The following is a 24,663-nucleotide window of genomic DNA, read 5'->3' on the forward strand; positions in this document are numbered from 1 at the left end:
GGTGCAATATGCAGTTTGAAAGGAAACACATTCTTGATATGGAATCCCTTTCAGCAGAAGAAATTACTTTTATTATTGACACCGCTGACCGGTTAAAAGAAATTTCAAGAAGACCGGTAAAAAAAGTACCGACATTAAGAGGCAAAACTGTGGTACTTTTTTTTTATGAAGCAAGCACCCGTACCCGTTCTTCTTTCGAACTGGCTGCGAAACGTTTGAGCGCTGACAGTATTTCCATATCAAAATCTTCCAGCAGTATTGTTAAAGGAGAAACTTTAATAGATACTGCTAAAAATCTTGAAGCTATGAACCCGGATGTAATTATTATCAGGCACTCTTCGGCAGGAGCACCACATATGCTTGCAAAAGTGCTGAAAACATCAATAATCAATGCCGGTGATGGAATGCATGCTCATCCCAGCCAGGCGCTTTTGGATATAATGACGGTAAGAGAAAAGAAAGGCTTTATAAAGGGCCTGCAAATTGCAATAATTGGAGATATATCTCACAGCAGAGTTGCTAGATCAGACATTACAGGCTTTACTAAAATGGGGGCCAATGTAGTTGTTGCCGGCCCTTTAACAATGATTCCAAAAGGTATAGAAAGTCTTGGCGCTCATGTTGCAGAAAGTTCAGATGTTGCCGTAAAAAACGCAGATGTAATAATTATGTTAAGGATACAGAAAGAAAGGCAGAACAGTTTTTTATATCCTTCCGATCGTGAATATTCCAAAATTTTTGGCCTTAACCGGCAAAGGATCAAAAAAGCAAAAAAAGACGTTCTGATTATGCATCCCGGCCCTATAAACAGAGGGGTTGAAATCTCATCCGAATTGGCAGACGGACCTTATTCAATTATTCTTGATCAGGTGACAAATGGTGTTTCATTACGTATGGCTCTTTTGTATCTAACCACCGGAGGTATTCGAAATGTTGACTCTGATTAAGGGTGGAAGGGTTATAGACCCAGGGAACATCGACGGGGTTATGGATATCCTTATAAAAAACGACAGGATAATCGATATAACGCCTTTGGAGAAATCTGAAAGCAATACTTCTGAATTATTAAAAAAATATACTGCTATCAGAATAATTGATGCTTCCGGCAAAATAGTTGTTCCGGGATTAATTGACATGCATGTTCATTTAAGGGAACCCGGGCAGGAATATAAAGAAACAATTGAATCAGGGACACTTGCAGCTGCTTCAGGTGGTTTTACAAGCGTTTGCGCAATGCCAAATACCATTCCCGTAAATGATAACAGTCAAGTTACCAGATATATTTTAAACAGGGCCAAAGATGTTGGAAAAGTAAATGTGTATCCTGTTGCAGCAATAAGTGTCGGTCTTGACGGAAGCAGGCTTTGTGAATATGGCGATTTAAAAGAAGCCGGAGCAGTAGCAATTTCCGATGATGGACATCCCGTATCAAACAGCCGCCTCATGCGAAGAGCAATGGAATATGCTAAGGGGTTCGGGTTACCTGTGATTTCGCATTGCGAAGTAAGTGAACTTTCATCGGGCGGATCAATGAATGAAGGTTTTGTCTCTACAAGAATGGGTTTGGCAGGAATACCGAATGAAGCTGAAAGCATAATGGTTGCAAGAGATATTGCTTTATGCGAACTTACAGGCGCACATCTTCACATAGCGCATGTAAGTACTTCCCAATCCCTAAGGGCCATAAGAGATGCCAAGAAAAGAGGTCTTCCGGTTACTGCTGAAACTGCCCCGCATTATTTTACCCTTACAGAAGAAGCCGTTTGTGGTTATAATACCAATGCAAAGATGAACCCGCCTCTTAGATCCGAAACTGACAGAAATGCAATCAGAGAAGGGCTTGCCGATGGAACAATTGATGTTATCGCAACCGACCATGCCCCGCATTCCAGCCTTGAAAAAGATGTTGAATTTGATTTGGCTGCAAACGGAATTGTCGGTCTTGAAACATCTGTTTCGCTTGGCTTAAAGCTTGTTGAGGAAGGCATTATCAGTCTTTCCGTACTGATAGAAAAAATGTCTTCTAATCCGGCACGCATCTTAGGTTTTGACAAGAGCATAAAAAAGGGAAACATTGCAGACATTACAGTTATTGATACAAATATGCCATACACTGTTGATTCGGATTTATTTTGTTCTCTTGGCCGTAACACCCCGTTTAATGGATGGAAAATCAAAGGAAAAACATATCTTACAATGGTGGCCGGAAAAATTGTATATGAAAATATAATTTCCTGAACTTACAATACTTATGGATAAAAAAAACTTTAATATACTTGTTGTTGATGATGAAGAAAGCATGAGAGAATTACTGGATGTAATTTTGTCAAGAGAGGGATACAATATTACATCAGCCGGAAGTGGTGGCAAGGCAATCTCCTGGCTTGGAAAAAAAGATTTTGATCTTCTCCTTTGTGATATCAGGCTGGGGGATATGACAGGAATTGATGTCCTCAAGGCAGCAAAGAAGAAAGATCTTAATTCTGTTGTCATCATGATTTCCGCTTATGCTTCAGCGGAAACAGCGATTGAAGCCATGAACAGTGGGGCATATGACTATGTTCCTAAACCTTTCAACAATGAGGAGCTTAAACTTACTATTGCTAACGCTCTTGAATTAAAGACCATAGAGCGGGAAAAGAAATATATTGATAATGAACTTAAAAAACAGCTTCATTTCGGGAAAATAATAGGAAACAGTCCCGCCATGATGCATGTATACAATCTTATAAAGCAGGTTGCAAAAACTAAAACTAGTATACTTATTACAGGTGAAAGCGGAACCGGCAAAGAACTTATAGCAAAAGCCATTCATGATGAAAGCAATCGTCGCGACAAGCCTTTTGTGGTGATAAACTGTGCCGGTATTCCGGAATCATTAATGGAGAGTGAGCTTTTCGGGCATAAGAAAGGGGCTTTTACTGGGGCTGCATATGATAAGAAAGGACTATTTGAGCTTGCCGATAAAGGAACCGTTTTTTTAGATGAGATAGGCGAGCTTAGCATACATCTTCAGGTAAAACTTCTAAGGGTTGTCCAGGAAAGAGTATTTAAAGCTGTTGGGGGTATCGAAGATATTGCAGTTGATATAAGGATAATATCTGCAACGAATAAAGATCTTACAAGCGAAGTAATAGAAGAGCGTTTCAGAGAAGATCTTTTCTACAGATTAAATGTTATAGAGATAAAATTGCCTTCTTTAAGAGAGAGAAAAAGCGATATTCGTGCTCTGGCCCAGCATTTTCTTGAAAAGTATTCCAATGAAATGGGCAAAGAAGTTACGAAATTATCTTCTTATGCTATAGATCTTTTAAATAAATATGAATTTCCCGGAAATATCCGGGAACTTGAGAATTTAATGGAAAGAAGTGTAGCCATTAGTGATACAAATATTCTTCTTCCTGAAAGTCTTTCTATTTCTATGCATAAGAGAAGACGCTTTGTTGAAGGAGTTAAAGGGCGAAGATTTGATTTAAACGATGTTGAAAACGGTGTTTCTCTTGATGCAATACTTGAAGATCTTGAAAAAGCTTATGTAAAGAAGGCATTCGAATTTTCAGGCGGTGATAAGATAAGATCTGCTGAATTACTGGGAATTAACTTAAGGTCAATGAGATACCGTCTTGAAAAACACCATCTATACAGTAAAGGTGAATAAGGTTTAAAAAACCATACAGAATATATTAGTCTGTACTAAACAACCGATACTTATATTGTCCCCCATTCTTGCCTAAAGAAAATGTCATAACCAATCATATATAACTTGAATCGGAACATTATTTTGGCAATCTGCATAACAATCTGAAAGATAGATCAATCAATTTCCCAATACTTTATTTGGCATTTTTCGATTCGGAAATAAATATTGACACTCTTACGTGTTTGAAATATGACATACATGTCATATGATAGGTAATTTAATACTATAGATACTTACACAAAAGTTGATCCAACAGCCTAAAATCCTAGGAAAAATTAATAATTTAGTAAACGGAGTGTATATATCATATTATCATATCCTATAAAACATACGCGGGCTTTTGAAACTACCAACACAAAGTTGGAAAATTCCGAGATTGACATACTATCCGAAGATAGGTTGGACTATCGTATGGAAAGCATTATCCGTCTCTGGGAAGTTTTGCGAAATATTGGAAAATTAGATAAAAAACTTCAGATTATCACCGATACAGTTAATGACATTTTTAAAGCGAAATTCACCATATTATGGATTGTTAAAGAAGGGGATCGGTGCAATTCCGGTTGTCCTTTTTCACAAAACGGTTTTGGTTACAAAACCTGTAGAGGTGACATTGAATGTCTGCATCTGATAGCCGGTTCCGGTTTCGATAGCAACATAGATGCAGATCTTAACAGGATACCGTTAAGCCATTTTAAAACCGACAAGATCAATATCGGCATCAGTGAAAAATCAGCAATAAATAAATTCATTAAAGATTTGTTTATCCATAATGAAAATGGGATTAGCACCCAGGATATTAAATCAGTTGTCAGGTTAAAGCTTGTTTCGGATTACGACAAAGCCATAGGTGTACTTACCGTGTTCAGCCAACAGGTGATCAGCTCTCCTGATATTGTTCATATCGAATGTTTCTCCAATTTGGCTGCTCAGGTTATAAAGAATTCTCAACTGGAAGATTCTCTGATAAAATATCGTGAACATCTTGAAGGTCTTATAAAAGTACGTACTGATGATCTGATGGAAACCAACCGGAAATTACAAAAGATTGTCAAGGAAAAAGCCCATATTGAAAAATCTCTTATAGAAAGCGAAAAAAGGTTTCGCAGCGTTCTCGATAATTCATATGATGTTATTTACTTTATGAATTTTAAAACATCAAAATTCGAATATCTAAGCCCGTCTTCTTTGAAAATAACCGGTTATACTCCCGAAGAAATCATATATTTGCAGGAAAGCGGAAATTTTGACTTCCTTCATCCTGAAGAGGAAGATAATGTCCATGAATTCTTTAAACAACTGAACATTCGTCCGGATGAGGATGATATTAACAGAACCATAACCTTCAGAATGAAACATAAAACAAATGGCCGCCGCTGGGTCAGCACCACGCGTTCAGTTATTTTTGATGAAAATGGAGAACCGGCAGCTATTGTTGGTAATCTTAGAGATATTACTGATATTAAAAATGCTGAAGAACAAGAAAAAAAAATGAAAGATAATCTTGAAAACATGGTTCAGGAGCGCACAGTTGAACTTGAGAAGAACAACACAGCCTTAGAAGTACTTTTAAAAAAGCGGGAAATGGATAAAACTAAGCTTGAAGAAAAACTGATTTTTAATATTAAGCAATTAATTGTTCCATATCTTGAAAGAATAAATAATACTACATTAGATAATTATCAGGAGAATTTGATACATATTATTGAAGCGAACTTAAATGACATTCTTACTCCGCTTATTCCGTTTGTTTCTCCTTCTCAGATTGACCTGACACCTTCGGAAATTCAGGTTGCAAGCCTTATAAAGCTGGGAAAAACCACCAAGGAGATAGCAAACACTTTACACCTGGCTATGAGCACAATCCATTTCCACAGAGATAATATAAGAAATAAAATCGGAATTAAAAACAAAAAGGTTAATCTTAGAAGCTATCTTCTGTCTTCGGAACAAAACATCTGGTGAGTTTTCATAATTTTTTTATCTGTTGCCCTATCTGTTGTCGACGATTCTTCTTTTCTGCTGACTGCCCCCTCTTCTTAAAATACCCGCTTCTACAAACTGAATTTCGGGATTTCCCATAAGACCTTTTTCCATATTTTTCTTAACAGACGGTACGGAATTTATGCAGCCGATGATCCTGGCTGTTAAATCATCCTGATTTTTCAGTACCTCAACACAGCATTTAATATGATCCAGGCCGTCTTTTCTGGTGATAAATATTCTGTAATCTATCAGCTCAGAAATGGCGTATAATCTGTCATCAAAAAGAGATGTATATATTTTATCGTCTTCTCCGATATTGACAATCAGTGCTTTTCTTCTTGGGATTTCACCGATTCTAAGCAAAGTACAAGCACCACATTCACAGGTACTTCGGATAAGCCGGGCAAGATCTCCTGTACGATAGCGAATCAAAGGCATGCCAATACGATTTAAAGTAGTAAAAACCAGCTCTCCTTCCTCTTCTTCGTTTTTTATCGGCTCACCTGTTTTAAAATCTACTATTTCAAAATAAAGATCACATTCATTAAAATGGTAACCCTTGTGTGCTGTGCATTCTATACCGATAGCAAAGCCAGGTTCCGTCATTCCGTAATGATGGTATACTTTTGCATTCCAAGCTTTTTCTAAAGCCTTCCGCATGGCAGGGGAAAGATATTCGGAGGTGATAAAAACGAATTTTACGCCAATATCGGCCAGATCAAAAACAGACTCGGATTCTTTTGTCATGCGCCATATGCGAAAGGCTGATCCCATGATCATATCCGGTTTAAATGCTTTTATGCTTTCAATCTGAGATGGGGTAGGGCTGTCGCACTGACCGATTAACGGAATTCCGTTAAGATTTTTTACTCCTTTTGCAATCATTCCGGCCATGCTAAGCGGAGGAGAATTATCGGGCAAAAATATCTGAACTTTGCATCCGTCAAAACAATATTGATCGTTTCCGTCCGAAACAACAGTGTGCATTATTGCTGCCATGGATTCTATGATTGTATCTGCATCCTGCTGTGTGAAAAATATTTTTTTGGGTTTTCCGGTAGTACCTGTTGTAAAATGACTGTATATCCTGTCAATTTTTCCCAATGAAACACAAAGGAGCTTATAAGGGCTGTTTATTAAATCATCGGGTTCGGTAAAAGGAAGATGTCTGATACTTTCAAGAGAATCAATTTTGGTGATTTTATCTTTAAGAGATTTATAAAATACACTGTTATCGGCAGCATAGCAAAGTGTCTTTATAAGCCTGTCAAGCTGATACTGCTCAATATCCTTACGGGTAATGCAGTCTGGGTTTTGACCGAATTGTTTTCGTGAGCAGTTTTTATTTAAAGACTCTTTAATTTTGTTATGAATCCATTTTTCCAAAATCATATTGAAATTCTATTTCCCTCAATTCCCCCTTAAGAAAGGGGGATAAAGGGGGTTGTTTTTTTATATATAAGCTGAAACCGAAAAGTTCTATCAAGAAAGCTCTAACAACCCCCTGACCCCCTTTGCTAAGGGGGAAGTAACGTTCGTCAGTATTTATTAAGCCGGGCAATCATGTTGGAGCTAAATACGGTTCCCCTGTTCTTTTATCTATCGGCCCAAGCTTGTCATTTCGTGATGGCAGTATAATAGTCGATTTTGCAGGCATAACATCGTCACCTCTTTGATTAATAGCTTTTGATACTATATCAACACAGCATTCTTTCTTATCATCTATATATTTATCTGTAACATAGCCGGAAATTCTGATGGCATCCGAAAGATAAACCAGCCTCTTAAATCTTGCATGGCTGCTTTTTATCCAGCCATTATCACCCATCCAGTTTGTCAGAAAATGGATAAGCCAGCAATGCCTTTGAACAGCCGTATCATAAGGATAAGGCAAACCGCATTCATTTGCTGCATCAATATTATAATGCACACTAAAAACAGGTTCCATAGCAGAAGTTTTGCTGTCTCTAAATGCCCAGGCCGGATGTTTGCGGTAAGTTCTAAGTGCCGATCCATGAGCCTGTAATGGAACCGGCGAAGCGCCAATGCAAAAGGATATAATATCAGTTATCCCCAAAGGGCCTTTTATGATTTCGGGTAATACTTTGCCTTTGTCAACATCTTCATAATAAAGCGGCTTTGTACCCCGGTATTTTTCTGCAAGCACATGATCTTCAATTTCTTCCAGTTCCTGTAATGTCCATGGATGAGGCAATTTAAATTTTTTGCCGGAAACATCTTGTTCATCCGGGCTTCGTTCAACCCTGAATGCAGAAGAGTTGACGCTGGCAACCAAATGGTCAGTCTGATTTATAAATTTTACTTCCTGCTGTTCATAAACGGATTTGCCGTATAATTTGCTGTTGACCTTTTTGCATCCTGTCAAAAAACATTGAGGACTAATCCGGTCATTTGCCAGTACCGGTTTGTAGTATTGCCAGTCTACACTTGTTTGTAAAGCATGCACTCCCGGCAAACCCTGCAATACCCAAGTGGGAAGAACACTGTTAAGCCATGATGGCGGAGCCGGAAGTGTTTTATAAGAAGTTGAATCGGCATATTTCTTATCTCTCCACAATTTATTGGGATCGCCTATGCCGTCGGCAAACTTTTTAATCGCATCTTCTGTGGCGACACTGTTAAATTGATAGTTAACACGAAGTTGTTTTCCTACCCGGCTTCTCATTTCTTCAAACGCTGTATACGTAATCTTACTCTTTTCCATACACTCATTTATCCTTAATAATTGATTGGCCCGGGCTGTATTTTTCTGTGCAGACTGCCGCCTTGCGAGCCGGTTAAATAGTAACTGCAAAAAGGAATCAGCCGCTTATCTGTTGTTATAACGTGGATGCAGCAGCCCTTAAGTCTTTTAAGATCAATTGTCCAGGCATCCATAAAAGGCATCCCCGATATGGATAAATAGTGTGTTTGAATCCGTTCGTAAAAATTATTAAAAGGTCCGTTTGGGGTTTTGCATGCACATTGTTTTGTTGCAGGTTCTATAAATCTGGATTTTTCAGTGATAAAGCGCCGCACATGAGCAGTCGGACTTTCTTTCTTTTGGCTTTGAATACAGTTTTCAAAAAGAGTGGATTTATCGGGATGAAAACGGGTAGTCGCCTGCAGTTTGCCCTTATCATTTAAGATATAAAATCCTGAAAAGCCGCAATGCGAATCCATTTTCCTGCGTGGCTGGAAATCATGAGCCTTGATTTCACCAGAGGTTTGAATTTCAAGCAATCTTAATATTTCAGGAGTAGTAATTCTGCTTTCATTTGATGGGCAAAAATTATAGCGTCCGGAATAGGTAACAGGCTGGAAATGAATTCCTTTGATAACCGGCATATAGCGTTTGGCAAAAAACAGGATCTCTCCCAATTGAGAGTCATTAACTTTCGGAATTACTGTGGGTACCAATTGCACACCCATCTTGATTTCAGAGCAGTTTTCAACCGCGTTTATCTTTAGACCAAAAAGATCAACGCCCCTTAGTGTCCGGTAAACATCATCCGTTACACCATCAAATTGAAGATAAATCAAATCAGTTCCGGCATCTTTTAAAGCCTTTAAATAAACTTTGTCTTTTGCTATCCTGATGCCGTTGGTATTAATCTGGACATGACCCAATCCGGCATTCTTTGCAACACTCACAATTTCAGGAAGATCATCTCTTACAGTCGGTTCTCCGCCGCTTAACTGAATGGGGCAAGTTCCGGCAGCAGCCACAACTGCTTCACACATTTCTTTAAGCTGTTTAATTTCGGGAGTATTTGATGATGATTGCCTGTCTCCGGCAAAACATACGGGGCAGGAAAGGTTACACTTATCTGTGACTTCCATTAAAACAGTACAGGTATCCGCCTGGTGTTCCGGGCATATCCCACAATCTTTCGGACATCCTGAAATGGTTTTCGTCTGTTTTTCCTGAAGCGGCTGTGAAAATTCTCCATAGCCCCATTGTTCAAATGTCGGATTGCCTCTCCAGATTACAGTTTTAAATTCGCCATGAACGGGACAGGTTTTTTTAAGAAAGATATCTTCACCTTCTGAAATCTTTACAGCCGGTATTACAGCAAGACAATGAGGGCAAATACTTGTTGTTTCGCCTATATTTTTAGGCATTTTACTATCCTACAATGGTTTACGGAAAGAAAATATAGCATATCCCGGTTTGCTTTCAGCAAAAAGTCTTTTCCATTCAATTTGCGGATCAGAACTATTATTTAAGGCGGAACAGCAAGATGCACCTTCACTTGAAAAATGCTTCCAAAAATCATCCAATGAACCATAACCTGAGATTAATTTAAATGCGATTTTTTTTAACTCAATGGAATGATCTTCAAACAGTTCATTTTCAAATCCCGCCTTGTAAAAAACTTCGATGTATCCGGCTTTTGTTAATGCCCCGGTAAAACAACAATTAAAAAGAACCTCATCTTTAAACTCGGAGCTTAAGGGATGATTTAAGATAACATCGGACATCGAGAATCTGCCGCCCGGTTTAAGAATCCGAAAAACCTCTTTTGCAACACGCATTTTATCAGTAAACAGAGAAAAAGCACATTCCGTAATAACCGCATCAAAAACCGAGTTGGAAAACGGCAATGATTCGGAATCAGCTAAACAAAATTCTGCCTTATTAGAAAGCGACAACTTTTGAGCTTTTTTCCTGGCAAGAGATGAAGAATTAAGCGATAAATCTGTGCCTATAACCCGGCAATCAAAAAGATCGGATAAAAAGCAAGCGCTTGATCCTCTGCCGGATGCAATATCTAAAACCAGAGCTCCTTTTTGAATACCGGCTGATTCGGCGGTTTTCTTTGTGAGTTCCAATCCGCCTGGATGTAATATTTCATCCAGGACCTGATTAAACTCATTTGCTTCATAGGTTTTAACAATTGAAGTTTTCATGTAAGCACTGCTTTAAATTTTATCCGAACTTTGCTTCCATTTCGGCTTCTGTTTTGTTCATTTCCATGGCTACTTCTTCAGTTATAAATTTTATCTTACATCCGGGGCATTCCAAACCGCTTTGGAAACCAAGCATTTCATAATATATTAAGGAAAGATCTTTTACTTCCATAGGTTTTTCACATTTACAGCATTGCCAGTTTGCCATTTTCAGCTCTCCTCATCAAAAGCGCTTTTTACACAATACGCAGTATGAATTTTATAGCTATCAGCCTCTTTTGAATACCTTACAAAATAAAGCGCATTGCCGATAGTCTTTTTACCTAAAAATTCATTATTGCCGGTATCACAAAGCTTTTCATTTGTTGTTTCAGAATCATAAATGACCATTTTAAGCTCATCATCCAAAATGCCTCTTGATTCCAGCAATTCCGAAACTTCAGAGCTTTTGTTTATATTGATTGTTTCATATCCTTCTGCATTGCTCATTAGTTACTCTCCTTTGTTTATCTGCACGGCTTTATAAATAAATCTCAGTTAGCTTTGCCTTTAAATAGGATTGGTTATCTTTTTTGATATTTGCCTGATTGGGCGGCTTTGCCTTATTCTCATCCCAGTTGGGATTAAACAACAGATCAAGAACATGAATAGTAGGTTTGTGTTGAGCCAGCGCTTCCCTGCATGTAGCACAATAGGTAAGAATATCATGCTTTGCTTCTTCTACTCTTTTTTTAGTGATTTTTTGGGCCAGATCAAAAGATGCGAAAGCTATCATACCTCCCATACCGCAGCAAAGGCCGTTTTCACCATGGTGTTCCATCTCGATTATGCTGCTGCCAGTTTGAGATACCAGTTTGCGGATATTATCATGAGTATCTTTTTTAAATCTCCCGGCGCAAGGATCATGAATTGAAAATACGCCTGTTTTATGCCCATCTGATAAAATAATTCCCTCTTCAGCCAGAACATCATATAATGATCTTATTTTAATTCCTGAGGCATCATGCTGGCTTATAGTTCTAAGACAGTTGGGACATGCCAGAATAAGCTCCTCTGCTCCCATCCGTTTAATTTCATCCGTAAGATCTTTAATCATATTCTGAAATGATGCATGATCTCCTAATGAACGGGTTGGGTTTCCGCAGCATTTTAAAATAATGCCCGTATCTTTATCGTTTGATAACAGCCAGTCATAAGCTGAAATTACAGATTGCGGCGAATATGCCGACAGATGGCAGCCCGGCATGAAAACCCTGCTGCTTTTTCTTTTATCAGGATTTGGAAGGGTTAACATGAACTCATCCGATCTTACCCAATCCTGATCTTTTATGACAAGCTTGTGCGTTGGAAGCGGGCCTTTGCTGCATTCAACCAGTTCCTGTCTGGCTTCGTTGCACATTTTCCCGATATTAAGTCCTTCGGGACACACCTTTTCGCAAAGATCACAAATGTTACAGCAATAAGGGATCGCCGGTCTTTTAATAAAAGCGCCATCTTTGTATTTATCAACAAGGTCTTTCGGATTGTCACAAAAACGATTGAGAAATTCACAATCCGTCATACAGCTTTTGCATTCACAGACAAGACATCTTTGGGCCTCTTTAATCGCAGTTTGCTCATCAAACCCAAGTTCCACTTCATCAAATCCCAATCGCTTGTCAATAGCTGTTTCCGGCATTTTGGATCTTGGAATTGGTGTTGCCTCTTTTTTAAAAGTATCCTTTAAAACTTTATATGTCTTTTGTCTTCCTTCAAAAAGATCCTGATCGCTTAAATATCTGTCGATGGAAACCGCTGCTTTTTTACCGGCGGCAACAGCTTTAATTACAGTAGATGCGCCTGAAACAACATCACCTCCTGCAAAAACTCCTGCCGTATTTGTCTGCATTGTAATCTCATCAACTGCCAGAGTTCCCTGCTTGCTGAGTTCAGGTATTATCGGCAGTTTTGATTTATCTACACTTTGACCAATTGCTATTATCACATTATCAGTATCTAAAACAAACTCTGATCCTTTAACCGGTATGGGACGGCGTCTGCCGCTATCATCTACTTCTCCCGGTTTCATTTCAAGACACTCAACGCCAATACATTTTCCGTTATTATCAATTATTTTAACAGGAGCAACATGAAAACGGATAATAACGCCTTCAAGCTCTGCTTCTTTGATTTCAAGCGGATCAGCAGGCATTTCTTCGCGGGATCGCCTGTAAATAATGCTTACATTATCTGCTCCAAGCCTTTTGGCTGCTCTGGCGCTGTCAATAGCAGCATTGCCGCCTCCTATAATAATTACCCGTTTTCCGGGATTATTTTTTTCACCATTATTAACAGCTTCCAGAAAATCAAGTGCAGAAAACACACCGCTGCTGTTTTCACCGAACAATCCGGCATTTACAGAAGTTTGCGCTCCAACTCCCATAAATACGGCATCATAATTTTCATTGCCAAAAAGATTCTCCAGACTGAGAACAGGCTGGTTGGTTTTTATCTCAACTCCCAGTTCTCTGATGTATTCGATATCATTATCAAGGCAAGTGTCAGGCAATCTGTATGCCGGAATACCATAACGCATAAGCCCGCCTGTTTTCGGCATTGCTTCAAAAATTGTTACAAAATAACCTTTTCTTATCAAATCGTATGCACAGGAAAGACCTGCCGGTCCTGAACCTATGATTGCAACCTTTTTATCTTTGGTGATTTTACAGGGACTGGCCTTTTCTCTTCCGTTTTGAACTTCATAGTCAGATACAAATCTTTTAAGGGCCCGAATTGCTACAGGTTGATCAATATTATTACGCTCGCATTGACTTTCACATGGGTATGTGCAAACTCTTCCGCATACCGCAGGAAAAGGCATGGTTTCTCTTATTACTTCCAGAGCTTTTTGAAACTCGCCTTGTGAGATTAAGGATATATATTTTCTTATATCAATATGTGCCGGGCATGCATCCTGACAACGGGGATAAGCATCTCCCTTACAGTTTTCAATTATTTTATCGATCTCTTTCATGCCACTTCTTCCTGTTTCCGGTTTTTCCCGACATCTACATCAGCTAACAATGCCGCACCCAAAGCTCCTATAATTTGCGGAACTTCGGGCAATACGACTTCTTTATCAAGCAATTCCTGAATAAATTTAACAACCCCGCTGTTTTTAGCCACACCCCCTGTAAAAACAATCTTGTCATTATAGCCTACCGATCTTCCCATTATAATAACCCGCCGTGAAACCGCTTTGTGTAATCCTGCCACCATATCTTCCCGATTAGTTCTGTCTGCTCTTAAAGATATAATTTCAGATTCAGCAAAGATAGTGCATGTGCTTGAGATATTGGACGGACTTACACTCTTTAGTGAGTCAGGCCCCATCTGGTCAATTGTGAGATTTAAAACGGAAGCCATAACTTCTAAAAATCTTCCGGTTCCGGCAGCACATTTATCATTCATAACAAAACTTTTTACTGTTCCGTTTTCTCTCATACCAATAACTTTGCTGTCCTGCCCTCCAATGTCAATGATAGTCCGGGCTTCGGGAATTAAAAAGCTGGCTCCTTTGGCATGGCAAATAATTTCACTGATGCTTTTATCAGCGAATTTGACACTGTCTCTTCCGTAACCGGTCGATACAAAACGATCTACATCCTTAAATGTGTACCCGGCTTTTTTAAGTGCTTTTTCCGTTACCTCTTTCGAAGATTCTGTTACATAATCTCCTGTGGGCATAACTTCATAAGCCACAAACTCACCATCTTTTAATATGGCTGTTTTAGCTGTAGCAGCACCAACATCAACACCTGCTATTAACATGGGTTCTCCTTTTGTGCTGTTTTTATTTCAAACAAATCAGACGATTTATAATATAACGGAGGCTTCCTGAGAATCTGTATCGCATTGGTTGCATTTTCTCATATATTTTTATTAATACAAGGTGAGAAAACTATGGGTATAATATGGTGCCTGTCCCCATATATATCCGTCTTCAATTTTTTTTAATCGAAGTTTTAAAAAACCGAAATCTCCAATATTGATAATATATAATTAACAGCTTATATTTAATAAAATAAAATGTCGGGATCATCCCGACTTTTTAACCTCAATTTTCCAATCTTACTTTTTCCGGCAGTTTATGTAAAAATCACACTGAAATTTTAGTCTTGGATACTCATTTTTAAAGAAGACGGAAAGCAATCGGCACCGTCTGAGAGTGTAGATATTTAAATTTAATAATAAGCTCATCAGAGCGGATTTGCCGAAAGAACTACAACCAAACGAAGGAGAAACAAGATGTTAGCTATGGAACGGCTGAAAAATCATTTGTCGGACAGATCATCGACATTAGGGAAACTAAAAAAAGACGGTGTCAAAATTGTCGGATACACACCCGGCGGGTTCATGCCTGAAGAAATTGTCCATGCGGCGGGTGCAATTCCGATTTGTTTGTTAAAAGGCGGCGATGCTGACTCCGTAATCGAAAGCTTAAAGTACAATCCAAGGTTTTTTTGCACTTTCTGCAAAACACAGATTTCGTATCTGATGGGAGGTGATCTGGTATATAATCTGCCTGATATTCTCGTTGTTCCACACACAGACTGCAATCACAAGATAATTGCCGATTCCTGGAATTACTACGGTAATGCGGATGTGTTCCGATACGGCGTTCCCCATAACAAAGGAGAATCTGCCCGAACCTATTTTAAAGGAGGGCTGGAATTGCTGAAGAAAAAGCTTGAAGATCTTACCGGAAACAAAGTTACGGATGAAAAGCTTGATGATGAGATACAGATAGGAAACAAAATAAGAAGTCTTTTCAAAGAAATCAGCTTTGCGCGAAAAACAAACCCGGCTGCAATCAGCAGCAGGGATTTTACAATGCTTCAGCATGCATCCACATTTGCGGACAAGGATTTTATTGTTCAAACCTTAGAAGCAGTCCGCGATGAAATAAAAGAAAAGCCCACAGCCGACAAAAACCGGAAACGGGTTATGATGATAGCATCTTCTTTGGCGAACGGCGATAATCTTGTATTTGATATTATAGAAAATACCGATGCTGATATTGTTTATGAAGAGGTTACGGAAGGATACCGTCCATATCTGGATAATGTGGAAGTTAACGGAAATGACCCAATACAAAACTTATCCGATACATATTTTGATAAGCGTGTACCTGCTCCCTGGGATCGTCCCTGGGGAGACCGCATGGAACGGCTTATTGAAAAGGCAAAGGAATTTTCCTGCAAAGGAGTTGTCTGGTATCAGATGATGTACCGTGACGGATTTGATATCCAGGCCCATTATTTTAGTAAGATGATAGAAGATCAAGCTGGAATTCCGATGGTCAAGATTGAATCCGATTATGCTCCGGCTGAAAAAGGCCCGGCGCGTACAAGGATTGAGACCTTGGTTGAAGTAATGAGTGCCAACTAAAGATTTTAGTTTATCAGATATCAAATCAATATCAGGAGATTTATTATGTATACAAATTTATTCAAACTATGCGGATTCAGCGATGAAGAAATCGACGAACAAAAACCAAGGATAGAAAAGACCTTAAAAATTATCGGTTCAGATACAAAGGAAATGATTGCAAAGGCTGAAAAAAATGTACAGTCAAACTTTGATTGTTCTCTTGAAGGCATAAGAATGCTGCTAAAAGTCATGATGAAGGAAGTAATGGATGCTGTCTTGTCGGGTGAAGAATATGAAAAAAGAGTTTATTACAATTGGCCAGGTCTTAGCCCTTTAGCACAGGCTATGATAGTTGCCGGCAGAGGGACAAATGTATACGCATGTCTGGCAAAACAATACCTGTGGATGGGACTTGGTAATATCTTTGATACGGTAAATGACCTTCTTGATTTAGGAGAACTTATCGGACAAACCGCAGGAAGAGCACATTGCCCGGAATACCAGATATATACTGCATTGTATGAAAGAAAGATTCTTCCCATCCCAACAATAGTTTTAAATTGCGGCTGGTGTTGTGATCAGGGCCCTGAAGTTGAAGAACTGTGCACAAAGCTATACGGCTATGAGGCTACTTACCTTGATGGAACCAATGACTGGGAATGGGGAAGCTGGCCCAATATGGATAAACGTGCAATTGAATACAACGCAAGCACAATAAAAGCTTCTATAGCCCGTGTTAATGAAACAACAGGCCTTGATATTACCGATGATCACATTAAAGCAGCATTGCAGGAAATAATGCAGATTACAATGGGCTATATGACTCTTACCGGAATGGTGTCTAAGGCTGATCCGCAGCCTATAAGCCAGGCCGATATCGGATTGGTATTTTTAATCAAGGGTGCAGGAACACGCTATCCCAAAGATGTAATCAACGGCATTAATATGCTCATTAAGGAAACAAAACAAAAAATTGATGCAGGAGTTGGAGTAGTGCCCAAAGGTGCTCCAAGGGTATATGTGCAGCTTAGAACACTTGTGGACCAGAAGCCTATGAGAGCAATCGAAGAGCTGGGGCTTGCAATACCGATGATGATGGTGGACGGTTACCACCCTTATGAAACTCAGCCTACAAATTATCCTGATGATCGATGGATGTCTTTATCCGAGCAGGCATTTCGCAAACCTCAGCTTAGTTCCGCCGAAGGAAGTCTGCGATACTGGGAATGGTGTGCAAATGATCAGAAAGTTGACGGAATTATCATGATGTATCCAATATCGTGCCGGCCTTTTTGCAGCCCCACATTTATAGGAAAAGATTATATAGAAAAAAACACCGGGCTTCCAACTATCCTGGTTGAAGCGGACGGCTACGATACGAGAAACTACAGCTCAGGGCAGATAAAGACAAGGATTGAATCATTTGCTGAAATTTTAAAAGCCAACAAAAAGATAGCTGCCGGAACTCTTTGATACACGAAAAGCTGAACTGACTCTCTATGGTAATTTTAAGCCGATAAGTATTCCCAGTTTCTGAGCATAATCAGATTATGATGAAATAGTAATAAGTCGTCATTCCCGCGGAGGCGGGAATCCAAAGAATACGAATCTGATTGAATTTGCTGGATTCCCGTTTTCACGGGAATGACAAGATAAAGGTTTTTCAGACTTTTTGCTGGGCCTTCAGATTATGCTCATCACAGCATCAAATACCTCGGTTACGGTTATATTCTTCATACATGCTGTATTGTCGCATTCTTTTTTAAGGCATGGGCTGCAATCCTTATCGCTTCTTATTACTTTATGTCCTTTTCCGTAAGGGCCGGTTCGCAACGGTGAAGTAGGTCCGAAAAGCGAAACAACCTTGCATCCCATTGCAGATGCGATATGCATAGGTCCGGTATCAGTACAGACAAGAACCGAACATTTCGAATAAAGGTAAGCAAGTTCTTTTAGGCTTGTACGGCCTGCAAAATTTATTGTTCTATCTTTACTGTCCATTTTATTCATAATGCCATCGATAACCGGTACATCCTGTTTACTTCCTGTAAATATTATACTACAGGACAAATCCTTTTGCAGCATTGAAGCAAGTTTAGAAAATTTATCTTCTTCCCATAACTTTGTTTTCCATTTGGCAATTGGATTAACGGCTATAATATTTTTATTTTCTATTTGTGATCCAAGCAGGTTGTCGATAAGATTTTTATCCTGTTCAAAAACAGGAATTTCACCCTTAACGGTATCGGTATTGCAACCAAGATATGATGCTACTTTGAGATAGCGGTCAATTGCATGCTGTTCGTAGCTGACAGGGACAGGAAGTTCTTTTAAGAAAAATGAAGCTCCTTCCCTTGATCCGCTCATGCCTATTTTCCTTTTCCCCTTTGAAATTGCAGCTAAAACACCGCTTCTGAAAAGACCCTGCAAATCAATTACTACATCATATGAAGATAATCTCACATCTTTATAAAATTTAATTATATCAGAAGATGTCTTTATGAATTTTGAAGGTTCGAAAATTTCTTTTTGCCATCTTTTTCTTCCTGATACAATAATTTGGTTAATCGACGGGTGCCCAGATATTACCTGGGAAGCTTCTTCTTCAATCAGCCAGTCTATTTTAGAGGCAGGAAAGCATTGTCTTATTGCTTCAAGAAATGGAAGAGCGTGAACAACATCACCTATGGAGCTTAATTTAATTATTAAAATATTTTTGACATCTGTCATTCGGATATATTTTCACAAGCGGACCTGAATTGTTCCATTTCTTGCCAGACTTGTTCAGGTGTTATGGAAAGCATGCATTTAAAATCTGTAGGGCACTCCTGCTTTAAGCATGGTGCGCAATCGATATCATGTTTTACAATTCTTGTTTTTGGGCCTCGCGGTCCGGTAGCTATATGATCGGTAGAACCAAAAATCGCAAGAGTTGGAACACCAAGTGCTGCTGCTACATGCATGAGGCCTGAATCATTTGATACAAAAAAATTACACCTGCTGATAATCGCTATTGCTTCTTCAAGAGAGGTTATACCGCAAAAGTCTACAGGGGTATGTATCATCAGGTTGCTTACAACGGTACCGATATATTTTTCTTTTTTGCTGCCCATTATAATTGTTTTTGCACCCCATCTTTGGGCCGCGATATCTCCTATTTCAGCAAAACGTTCCGGGGGCCACTTTTTAGCATTTCCGAAAATTGCTCCCGGTGCAAAACCAAGCACAAACTCATCATTATTTATACCATTTTGTTTTAAAATATTATCTGCTCTATTAAAATTGTTTTCTGAAATATAAATAACAGGATTACGGCTTTCTGCCTTAAAGCCTAATGCCTTTATGATAGACAGATAATATTCAACCTGATGGATCTTAAATATTTCATTGGTTCTTTTTATCGGATGGGTCAGCAATATACCCCGGCCATCCGAATCGAAACCGACTCTGTTTTTTACTCCGCCAAGGTATGCAATTATGGCTGCTTCAAATGCATTCTGAAAAAGAATTGCAAGATCAAATTGTTTTTCTTTTATAGATTCAACCAGACTGCGTATTTCAGATATATCTTTTATAAAGCTTTCGTGTTTTTGAAAAACCATAACATTGCTTACGGCAGGATGATTTTCAAATAAAGGAGCAACCCACGGCCTTGCAATAACAGTAATCTTTGCAGATGGAAAACTCTCAGATACTGCCTCAAGTGCCGGAAGAGTCATTACGGCATCGCCTACCCAGTTTGTGGCACGAATGAGTATCGTGTTAATACTTGAGCCCTCAAGCGGTTGAAGCTGCATAATTTCTCTTCCTCCCGGAATTTTGGCTATATTTTCTATCCTTATTAATTAACATGTTCTTTAATATGCCTTAATGCTTCTTTTATCGCTCCCTGGTGTTTATTAACAAACTTTTTAGAGTTTTCCCCTATTTTGCCACAAAAACCGGAATCTTCAAGAAGCTTTTTTATGTTTTCAAAAAGTTCGGTTTCGTTATTCACCTGAATGGCACCTTTATCTTTTAATATAAGATCGGACATAAGAACAAAATTATGCATATAAGGGCCAAAAAGCACCGGGCATCCAAAACTTGCAGGTTCAAGCGGGTTATGGCCTCCTAGAGGAACCATGCTTCCGCCGATATAAGCAATTTTGCCAATACCGTAGATTCTGTTTAATTCTCCTATAGTATTTAAAATCAAAATTTTGTAAGGTTCTTTGTTGTTAAGTAAATCAGTTTTCAGAATACTTTTTATGGCCATCTCCTGAGCAATTTTAAGTATTGTGCCTGATTCTTCTATATTTCTGGGAGCAAGAATAAGGCGCAGACCGGGAAATTGGGGTAAAAGCCTTGAGAAAACATTTAGTATTATTTTATCTTCTTCTTTGTGAATACTTCCTGCAACCCATATGTCATCTTTTGCAGATAGAGATAATTTCTTAAACCATTCATCCCGTTCCTGTGTCTGCATCGGGACCCATTGCCTGTCGAATTTAATATTTCCTGTAGTTATAATTTTATTTTTATCAATGCCTGTTTCAATAAGCCTTTTTGAGTCATGTTCCGATTGCATCATACATAATGCAAATTTATCGAAAACGGGTTTGATAAAAAAAGATAATCTCTTGTATGCTTTGAAAGTACGCGGCGAAATACGGCCGTTTACAAGAAAACATTTTATATTTCTTTTCGAAAGATTATTTAAAAGACCAGGCCAAATATCTGTTTCAATAAGCAGGAAAAAATATGGATTGATATGATTTCTTATCCTGTTAATGCTCCACCAGAAATCAAGAGGCATAGGTAAGATTTTAACTTTATCGCTCAGCTCTTTTCTTGCAATCAAAAGTCCTTTTGATGTTGTTACCGAAAAAACAATCTCTTTGCCGGGATATTCCAGTTTTATCGCATCAATAAGGGGTATAGCCGAAATAACCTCACCTACAGAAAGAGCGTGAATCCATATCCTGCTATCTTTTGGAGATTCTTTGGGAAGTGACAGACCCAGTCTTTCTGTAATCCTTTTATTTCCCAGCATTGAAAAAAGCATGATAAACGGTGCGCCGCAGATAATAATTATTGTATATATAATTTGGTATAATAAATGCGTTTTATATGATTTTTTCATAATATATTTTCAACAATAAATTAGTATGCTACCGATTTTATGGTAATATATTTGGCAACATTTACCAAAGCCGCCGTGTGTGTTTACTGACAGAATCAACAGATTAAAAAAATTCCATTTGATTCTATTGGGGGTTCCCAATCTTGGCAAGTAAATTTTTTAATGATAATAAAAAACTTGTCGGAAAGGTATTTGGTGGTACAATATTTTGGCAGGTAAATATCATTAAGAGTATTCACAAAAATGAAATATCAATGAGATAGTATAGGAAGTTTAACCTCAACCAGGAGATAAACATCAATGCATAAAAGCAGGGGCATTCGCATGCTTTCCATAGGTTTTGTTCTTCTCGCTTTGATTTTGGGAATCAGCACAAAAGCTATCGCACTTGAACCCAAAGAGGTTGTGGTGATAGCAAATTTAAAGAGCAAAGCCAGTGTAGAACTTGCAAAGTACTACATGAAAGGCCGCAAAATTCCGCCTGCAAATCTTATTACCATCTCTTGCACCTTAAAGGAGCGTTGTTCAAGAAATACTTATGAGAAAGAAATTGCAGATCCTGTTCGTAAACTTTTGTTGCGTGCTGATTGTTCAGGCAGAATCAAATGTCTGGTTTTAATGACAGGTATACCTCTAAAAGTGGAACCGGAGAAGCGTTCTAAACCGGAAATTTCTGAGCTTGCCTCGGTAGATTCGGAAATATCTTTTGTACGAATTAAAGAATTAAGACTTGAAGGTTGGCTTCCTAATCCTCATTTTACCGGTTATGATCAGGCCAACATTTTACAATTTCGTTCCGATGTTCTAATGGTGAGTCGTCTTGACGGCCCTGATGCCAAAACAGCAAAAAGAATTATTGATGATGCGCTCCGCGTTGAAAAACATGGTCTTAAGGGAATTGCATACTTTGATGCCCGTTATCCACTTTTGGGCAAGGACCTAAACACTTACGAAAAATACGATCTTTCCATAAGAAAGGCTTCGGAGATAGTGAGAAAAAGCGGGCTAATGAAAGATGTCGTTTTGGATACCCGGTCAAATCTTTTTCAAAAGGGGCAGTGTCCCGATGCGGCACTTTATTGCGGTTGGTACAGTCTGGCCAAATATGTAGATGCTTTCAAGTGGAATGCCGGCTCTGTCGGTTTCCATATAGCAAGTTCTGAGTGTGTGAGCCTCAAGAATCCGGCAAAACCTTATTGGTGTCCAAACATGCTAAAACATGGTGTTTGCGCCACGCTGGGGCCGGTTGCAGAGCCTTACCTTAACGCATTTCCTGATCCTGAGTTGTTTTTCAAATACCTGGTTGAAGAAAAAAAGACCCTGGTGGAAAGTTATTTTATGAGTCAGCCATTTGTTTCCTGGCGAATGGTACTTATCGGCGATCCACTATATGAGCCGTTTAAAAACAGGGAATGAACGTGCTCTCCAATGTACGAATGGTGGCGGTACTGGTATCCGCAGTTTTTGATGCCACCGGCGCAAAGTTTTTTCAGCTTCCTATGACCCCTGAACGGGTCAAAAAGGCACTTGAAAAATCTTAATTTTAAGGTAACTTCAGACCGTAGTATTATAAGCGCCGACAAGAATTATTTACTTCCGGAACCTGTTGCTTTAGGTATGCTTTTTTGCTTCAGCAACCGGATTTTATGGAGTACTTTAATGATAAATGCTAACGTTTTGCCAATTATAGCCGGAATACTTACAGCATGTATTTTATGCCAATGGATAGCATGGCGAGTCAAACTGCCTGCTATCATCTTCTTGCTCTTTACAGGGATCATAGCAGGGCCGGTTTTAGGTCTTTTAAATCCTGAAAATATATTAGGAGATCTCTTTTTTCCCTTTGTATCTCTTTCTGTTGCAGTCATTCTTTTTGAAGGAAGCCTGGCGCTTAGATTCAAAGAAATACTAGGTTTGGAGGTCGTTGTTCGGAACATGGTTTCATTTGGTATGGCTGTCACATGGCTTATCACTGCCCTGGCGACACATTATGCTATCGGACTGTCCTGGGAAATATCGTTTCTATTTGGGGCCATAACGGTGGTGACTGGTCCTACGGTCATTGCACCTATGTTGCGTACCATTCGACCAACACAAGCTGTTTCAAATATACTTCGGTGGGAGGGTATCATTATCGACCCCATAGGCGCGTCCCTCGCGGTTCTGGTTTATGAGTTCATCATATCCAGCGGAGGACAGACTGCATGGTCCCACACAATGTTGACCTTCGCGAAAATTATCTCTGTTGGAACGATAATAGGCATTTGCTGTGGTTATTTTTTCGGCCTCTCAATAAGATATCATTGGTTACCGGAGTTTCTCCATAATGTCACAGCACTAACACTCGTAATTACAACCTTTATAATATCAAACATTATTCAGACAGAATCCGGCCTTGTAACGGTTACGATTATGGGGATTTGGCTGGCAAATATGAAAGATGTAGATTTGGAAGGAATCCTTGATTTCAAAGAAAGCATCAGTATATTATTGATTTCTCTTCTTTTTATTATGTTGGCTGCACGTCTTGATATTCAATCATTAAAAAACCTGGGTTGGGGAGTTGTATTCATATTAATCGCCATCCAGTTTCTTGCGCGCCCACTTAATGTCATGGTGTCCACTATGCGATCGAAGTTGACATGGCCGGAGCGCCACATTCTTGCCTGGATTGCTCCTCGCGGCATCATCGCAGCCGCAATATCAGCCCTGTTTGCAGTCCAGCTTGAAAACGCCGGATTTTCCGATGCTCACCTTCTTGTTCCACTCACCTTCTCCGTTATCATCGTAACTGTTCTCCTGCAAAGCATCACAGCACGGCCTATTGCTCAGTGGCTTAAGGTAGCCGAGCCCGAACCGGCAGGGTTTCTCATTATTGGTGCGAATCTTGTGGCCCGGGCTATTGCTAAGGTTTTAGTTCAAAATAATATGAACGTCTTGTTAGTTGATCCCGAATGGGAAAAAATATCCAAGGCTAAAAAAGAAGGATTGGCGACATATTTCGGCAACCCAATTTCAGAGCATGCCGACCGCCATTTAGATCTTATCGGTATCGGTCGAATGTTAGCCCTTTCTCCCTCTGAGAGTGTAAATATTTCTGCAGTTATGCACTACAGGATGGAGCTTGGGCGAAACAATGTATTTATTATTCAATCTGAACCACAGGAAAGTGTGTCGGAAAGATTAAAAATGCCAATTCAAAGATTTGGAAAAACACTTTTCGGGAAAAATTTAACCTATTCCTCCATGGCCTTTGCGTTGTCTAATGGTGGAAAAATTCGTACAACAACCCTTACGGAACGTTTTGGGTTTAATGATTTTATTGAAAATCATGGTCAATTTTCTATCCCACTTTTCGCCATTGATCCCAAAGGGAAAGTTCAGATTTATTCTGAAGGTCAACGTGTAGACCCTAAGCCAAAGTGGTTAATAGTTTATTTATATACGGTTAAGGATGATAAAAAAAGAGTCAACAATTGACCCAAACTGACATTGAGAAAAGCGGCAATTTTGTCATGAAAAATTG

At 39.1% G+C, this 24,663-nt stretch carries 19 protein-coding genes; 8 read left to right on the forward strand and 11 right to left on the reverse strand.

Going from position 1 to position 24,663, the window contains the following annotated elements:
- Positions 1-8 precede the first annotated feature (8 nt).
- From KKC46_16920 to KKC46_16935, 4 genes are all read left to right on the forward strand, one after another.
- A complete protein-coding gene (locus tag KKC46_16920; protein ID MBU1055483.1) occupies positions 9-947 on the forward strand; it encodes an aspartate carbamoyltransferase catalytic subunit in 939 nt (312 codons plus the stop codon).
- Positions 931-2,238, forward strand: coding sequence for a dihydroorotase (locus KKC46_16925; GenBank protein ID MBU1055484.1), 1,308 nt, complete (start codon positions 931-933; stop codon positions 2,236-2,238). The genes KKC46_16920 and KKC46_16925 overlap by 17 nt, the downstream gene beginning before the upstream one ends.
- A 13-nt stretch (positions 2,239-2,251) precedes the next feature.
- Complete coding sequence (locus KKC46_16930; GenBank protein MBU1055485.1) at positions 2,252-3,658, forward strand: sigma-54 dependent transcriptional regulator; 1,407 nt, start codon at positions 2,252-2,254, stop codon at positions 3,656-3,658.
- A gap of 453 nt (positions 3,659-4,111) precedes the next feature.
- Complete coding sequence (locus tag KKC46_16935) at positions 4,112-5,665, forward strand: PAS domain S-box protein (protein MBU1055486.1); 1,554 nt, start codon at positions 4,112-4,114, stop codon at positions 5,663-5,665.
- A gap of 27 nt (positions 5,666-5,692) precedes the next feature.
- On the opposite strand, the gene KKC46_16940 is transcribed toward KKC46_16935, so the two are convergent.
- The 8 genes from KKC46_16940 to KKC46_16975 form a co-directional block, all read right to left on the reverse strand.
- Complete coding sequence (locus KKC46_16940) at positions 5,693-7,078, reverse strand: AMP-binding protein (GenBank protein MBU1055487.1); 1,386 nt, start codon at positions 7,076-7,078, stop codon at positions 5,693-5,695.
- Between the two features lie 169 nt (positions 7,079-7,247).
- Positions 7,248-8,411, reverse strand: coding sequence for a MaoC family dehydratase N-terminal domain-containing protein (locus tag KKC46_16945; GenBank protein MBU1055488.1), 1,164 nt, complete (start codon positions 8,409-8,411; stop codon positions 7,248-7,250).
- 14 nt (positions 8,412-8,425) lie between these two features.
- Positions 8,426-9,811 (reverse strand): radical SAM protein, encoded by a 1,386-nt coding sequence (locus tag KKC46_16950; protein ID MBU1055489.1) that lies wholly within the window; start codon positions 9,809-9,811, stop codon positions 8,426-8,428.
- A 9-nt stretch (positions 9,812-9,820) separates the two neighbouring features.
- Complete coding sequence (locus KKC46_16955; protein ID MBU1055490.1) at positions 9,821-10,600, reverse strand: methyltransferase domain-containing protein; 780 nt, start codon at positions 10,598-10,600, stop codon at positions 9,821-9,823.
- A 19-nt stretch (positions 10,601-10,619) separates the two neighbouring features.
- Positions 10,620-10,808, reverse strand: a complete 189-nt coding sequence (locus KKC46_16960; GenBank protein MBU1055491.1) for a hypothetical protein — start codon at positions 10,806-10,808, stop codon at positions 10,620-10,622.
- Between the two features lie 2 nt (positions 10,809-10,810).
- Entirely contained in the window at positions 10,811-11,089 is a 279-nt protein-coding gene (locus tag KKC46_16965; GenBank protein MBU1055492.1) for a hypothetical protein, read from the reverse strand.
- Positions 11,090-11,120: 31 nt separating this feature from the next.
- A complete protein-coding gene (locus tag KKC46_16970; GenBank protein MBU1055493.1) occupies positions 11,121-13,613 on the reverse strand; it encodes an FAD-dependent oxidoreductase in 2,493 nt (830 codons plus the stop codon).
- Positions 13,610-14,410 (reverse strand): 2-hydroxyglutaryl-CoA dehydratase, encoded by an 801-nt coding sequence (locus KKC46_16975; protein ID MBU1055494.1) that lies wholly within the window; start codon positions 14,408-14,410, stop codon positions 13,610-13,612. Before KKC46_16975 ends, KKC46_16970 begins: the two co-directional genes overlap by 4 nt.
- A 477-nt stretch (positions 14,411-14,887) precedes the next feature.
- On the opposite strand from KKC46_16975, the gene KKC46_16980 reads away from it, so the two are divergent.
- Both KKC46_16980 and KKC46_16985 read left to right on the forward strand, forming a co-directional pair.
- On the forward strand, positions 14,888-16,030 hold the full coding sequence (locus KKC46_16980) for a 2-hydroxyacyl-CoA dehydratase family protein (protein ID MBU1055495.1): 1,143 nt from the start codon (positions 14,888-14,890) through the stop codon (positions 16,028-16,030).
- 45 nt (positions 16,031-16,075) lie between these two features.
- Positions 16,076-17,485, forward strand: coding sequence for a 2-hydroxyacyl-CoA dehydratase family protein (locus tag KKC46_16985; protein ID MBU1055496.1), 1,410 nt, complete (start codon positions 16,076-16,078; stop codon positions 17,483-17,485).
- 210 nt (positions 17,486-17,695) lie between these two features.
- Here KKC46_16985 and KKC46_16990 read toward each other — a convergent pair whose 3' ends face one another.
- The 3 genes from KKC46_16990 to KKC46_17000 are packed head-to-tail and all read right to left on the reverse strand — an operon-like array spanning position 17,696 to position 21,137.
- Positions 17,696-18,742: a glycosyltransferase family 9 protein gene (locus tag KKC46_16990; GenBank protein MBU1055497.1), complete on the reverse strand. Its 1,047-nt coding sequence runs from the start codon at positions 18,740-18,742 to the stop codon at positions 17,696-17,698.
- Positions 18,739-19,809 carry a lipopolysaccharide heptosyltransferase II gene (gene waaF, locus KKC46_16995; GenBank protein MBU1055498.1) on the reverse strand — a complete coding sequence of 357 codons (1,071 nt, stop codon included), beginning with the start codon at positions 19,807-19,809 and terminating at the stop codon, positions 18,739-18,741. The genes KKC46_16990 and waaF overlap by 4 nt, the downstream gene beginning before the upstream one ends.
- 44 nt (positions 19,810-19,853) lie before the next feature.
- Complete coding sequence (locus KKC46_17000; GenBank protein MBU1055499.1) at positions 19,854-21,137, reverse strand: 3-deoxy-D-manno-octulosonic acid transferase; 1,284 nt, start codon at positions 21,135-21,137, stop codon at positions 19,854-19,856.
- Between the two features lie 300 nt (positions 21,138-21,437).
- On the opposite strand from KKC46_17000, the gene KKC46_17005 reads away from it, so the two are divergent.
- Together KKC46_17005 and KKC46_17010 are read left to right on the forward strand one after the other, a co-directional pair.
- Positions 21,438-22,553 (forward strand): TIGR03790 family protein, encoded by a 1,116-nt coding sequence (locus tag KKC46_17005; GenBank protein ID MBU1055500.1) that lies wholly within the window; start codon positions 21,438-21,440, stop codon positions 22,551-22,553.
- A 246-nt stretch (positions 22,554-22,799) separates the two neighbouring features.
- Positions 22,800-24,617, forward strand: coding sequence for a cation:proton antiporter (locus KKC46_17010; GenBank protein ID MBU1055501.1), 1,818 nt, complete (start codon positions 22,800-22,802; stop codon positions 24,615-24,617).
- Positions 24,618-24,663 lie beyond the last annotated feature (46 nt).

Source organism: Pseudomonadota bacterium (genome assembly GCA_018817425.1).
Classification (GTDB): domain Bacteria; phylum Desulfobacterota; class Desulfobacteria; order Desulfobacterales; family RPRI01; genus RPRI01.

Coding starts and splice junctions, on each gene's coding strand:
- KKC46_16920 (MBU1055483.1), top strand. CDS start 9: ATGCAGTTTGAAAGGAAACACATTCTTGATATGGAATCCCTTTCAGCA.
- KKC46_16925 (MBU1055484.1), top strand. CDS start 931: ATGTTGACTCTGATTAAGGGTGGAAGGGTTATAGACCCAGGGAACATC.
- KKC46_16930 (MBU1055485.1), top strand. CDS start 2,252: ATGGATAAAAAAAACTTTAATATACTTGTTGTTGATGATGAAGAAAGC.
- KKC46_16935 (MBU1055486.1), top strand. CDS start 4,112: ATGGAAAGCATTATCCGTCTCTGGGAAGTTTTGCGAAATATTGGAAAA.
- KKC46_16940 (MBU1055487.1), bottom strand. CDS start 7,078: ATGATTTTGGAAAAATGGATTCATAACAAAATTAAAGAGTCTTTAAAT.
- KKC46_16945 (MBU1055488.1), bottom strand. CDS start 8,411: ATGGAAAAGAGTAAGATTACGTATACAGCGTTTGAAGAAATGAGAAGC.
- KKC46_16950 (MBU1055489.1), bottom strand. CDS start 9,811: ATGCCTAAAAATATAGGCGAAACAACAAGTATTTGCCCTCATTGTCTT.
- KKC46_16955 (MBU1055490.1), bottom strand. CDS start 10,600: ATGAAAACTTCAATTGTTAAAACCTATGAAGCAAATGAGTTTAATCAG.
- KKC46_16960 (MBU1055491.1), bottom strand. CDS start 10,808: ATGGCAAACTGGCAATGCTGTAAATGTGAAAAACCTATGGAAGTAAAA.
- KKC46_16965 (MBU1055492.1), bottom strand. CDS start 11,089: ATGAGCAATGCAGAAGGATATGAAACAATCAATATAAACAAAAGCTCT.
- KKC46_16970 (MBU1055493.1), bottom strand. CDS start 13,613: ATGAAAGAGATCGATAAAATAATTGAAAACTGTAAGGGAGATGCTTAT.
- KKC46_16975 (MBU1055494.1), bottom strand. CDS start 14,410: ATGTTAATAGCAGGTGTTGATGTTGGTGCTGCTACAGCTAAAACAGCC.
- KKC46_16980 (MBU1055495.1), top strand. CDS start 14,888: ATGTTAGCTATGGAACGGCTGAAAAATCATTTGTCGGACAGATCATCG.
- KKC46_16985 (MBU1055496.1), top strand. CDS start 16,076: ATGTATACAAATTTATTCAAACTATGCGGATTCAGCGATGAAGAAATC.
- KKC46_16990 (MBU1055497.1), bottom strand. CDS start 18,742: ATGACAGATGTCAAAAATATTTTAATAATTAAATTAAGCTCCATAGGT.
- waaF (MBU1055498.1), bottom strand. CDS start 19,809: ATGCAGCTTCAACCGCTTGAGGGCTCAAGTATTAACACGATACTCATT.
- KKC46_17000 (MBU1055499.1), bottom strand. CDS start 21,137: ATGAAAAAATCATATAAAACGCATTTATTATACCAAATTATATATACA.
- KKC46_17005 (MBU1055500.1), top strand. CDS start 21,438: ATGCATAAAAGCAGGGGCATTCGCATGCTTTCCATAGGTTTTGTTCTT.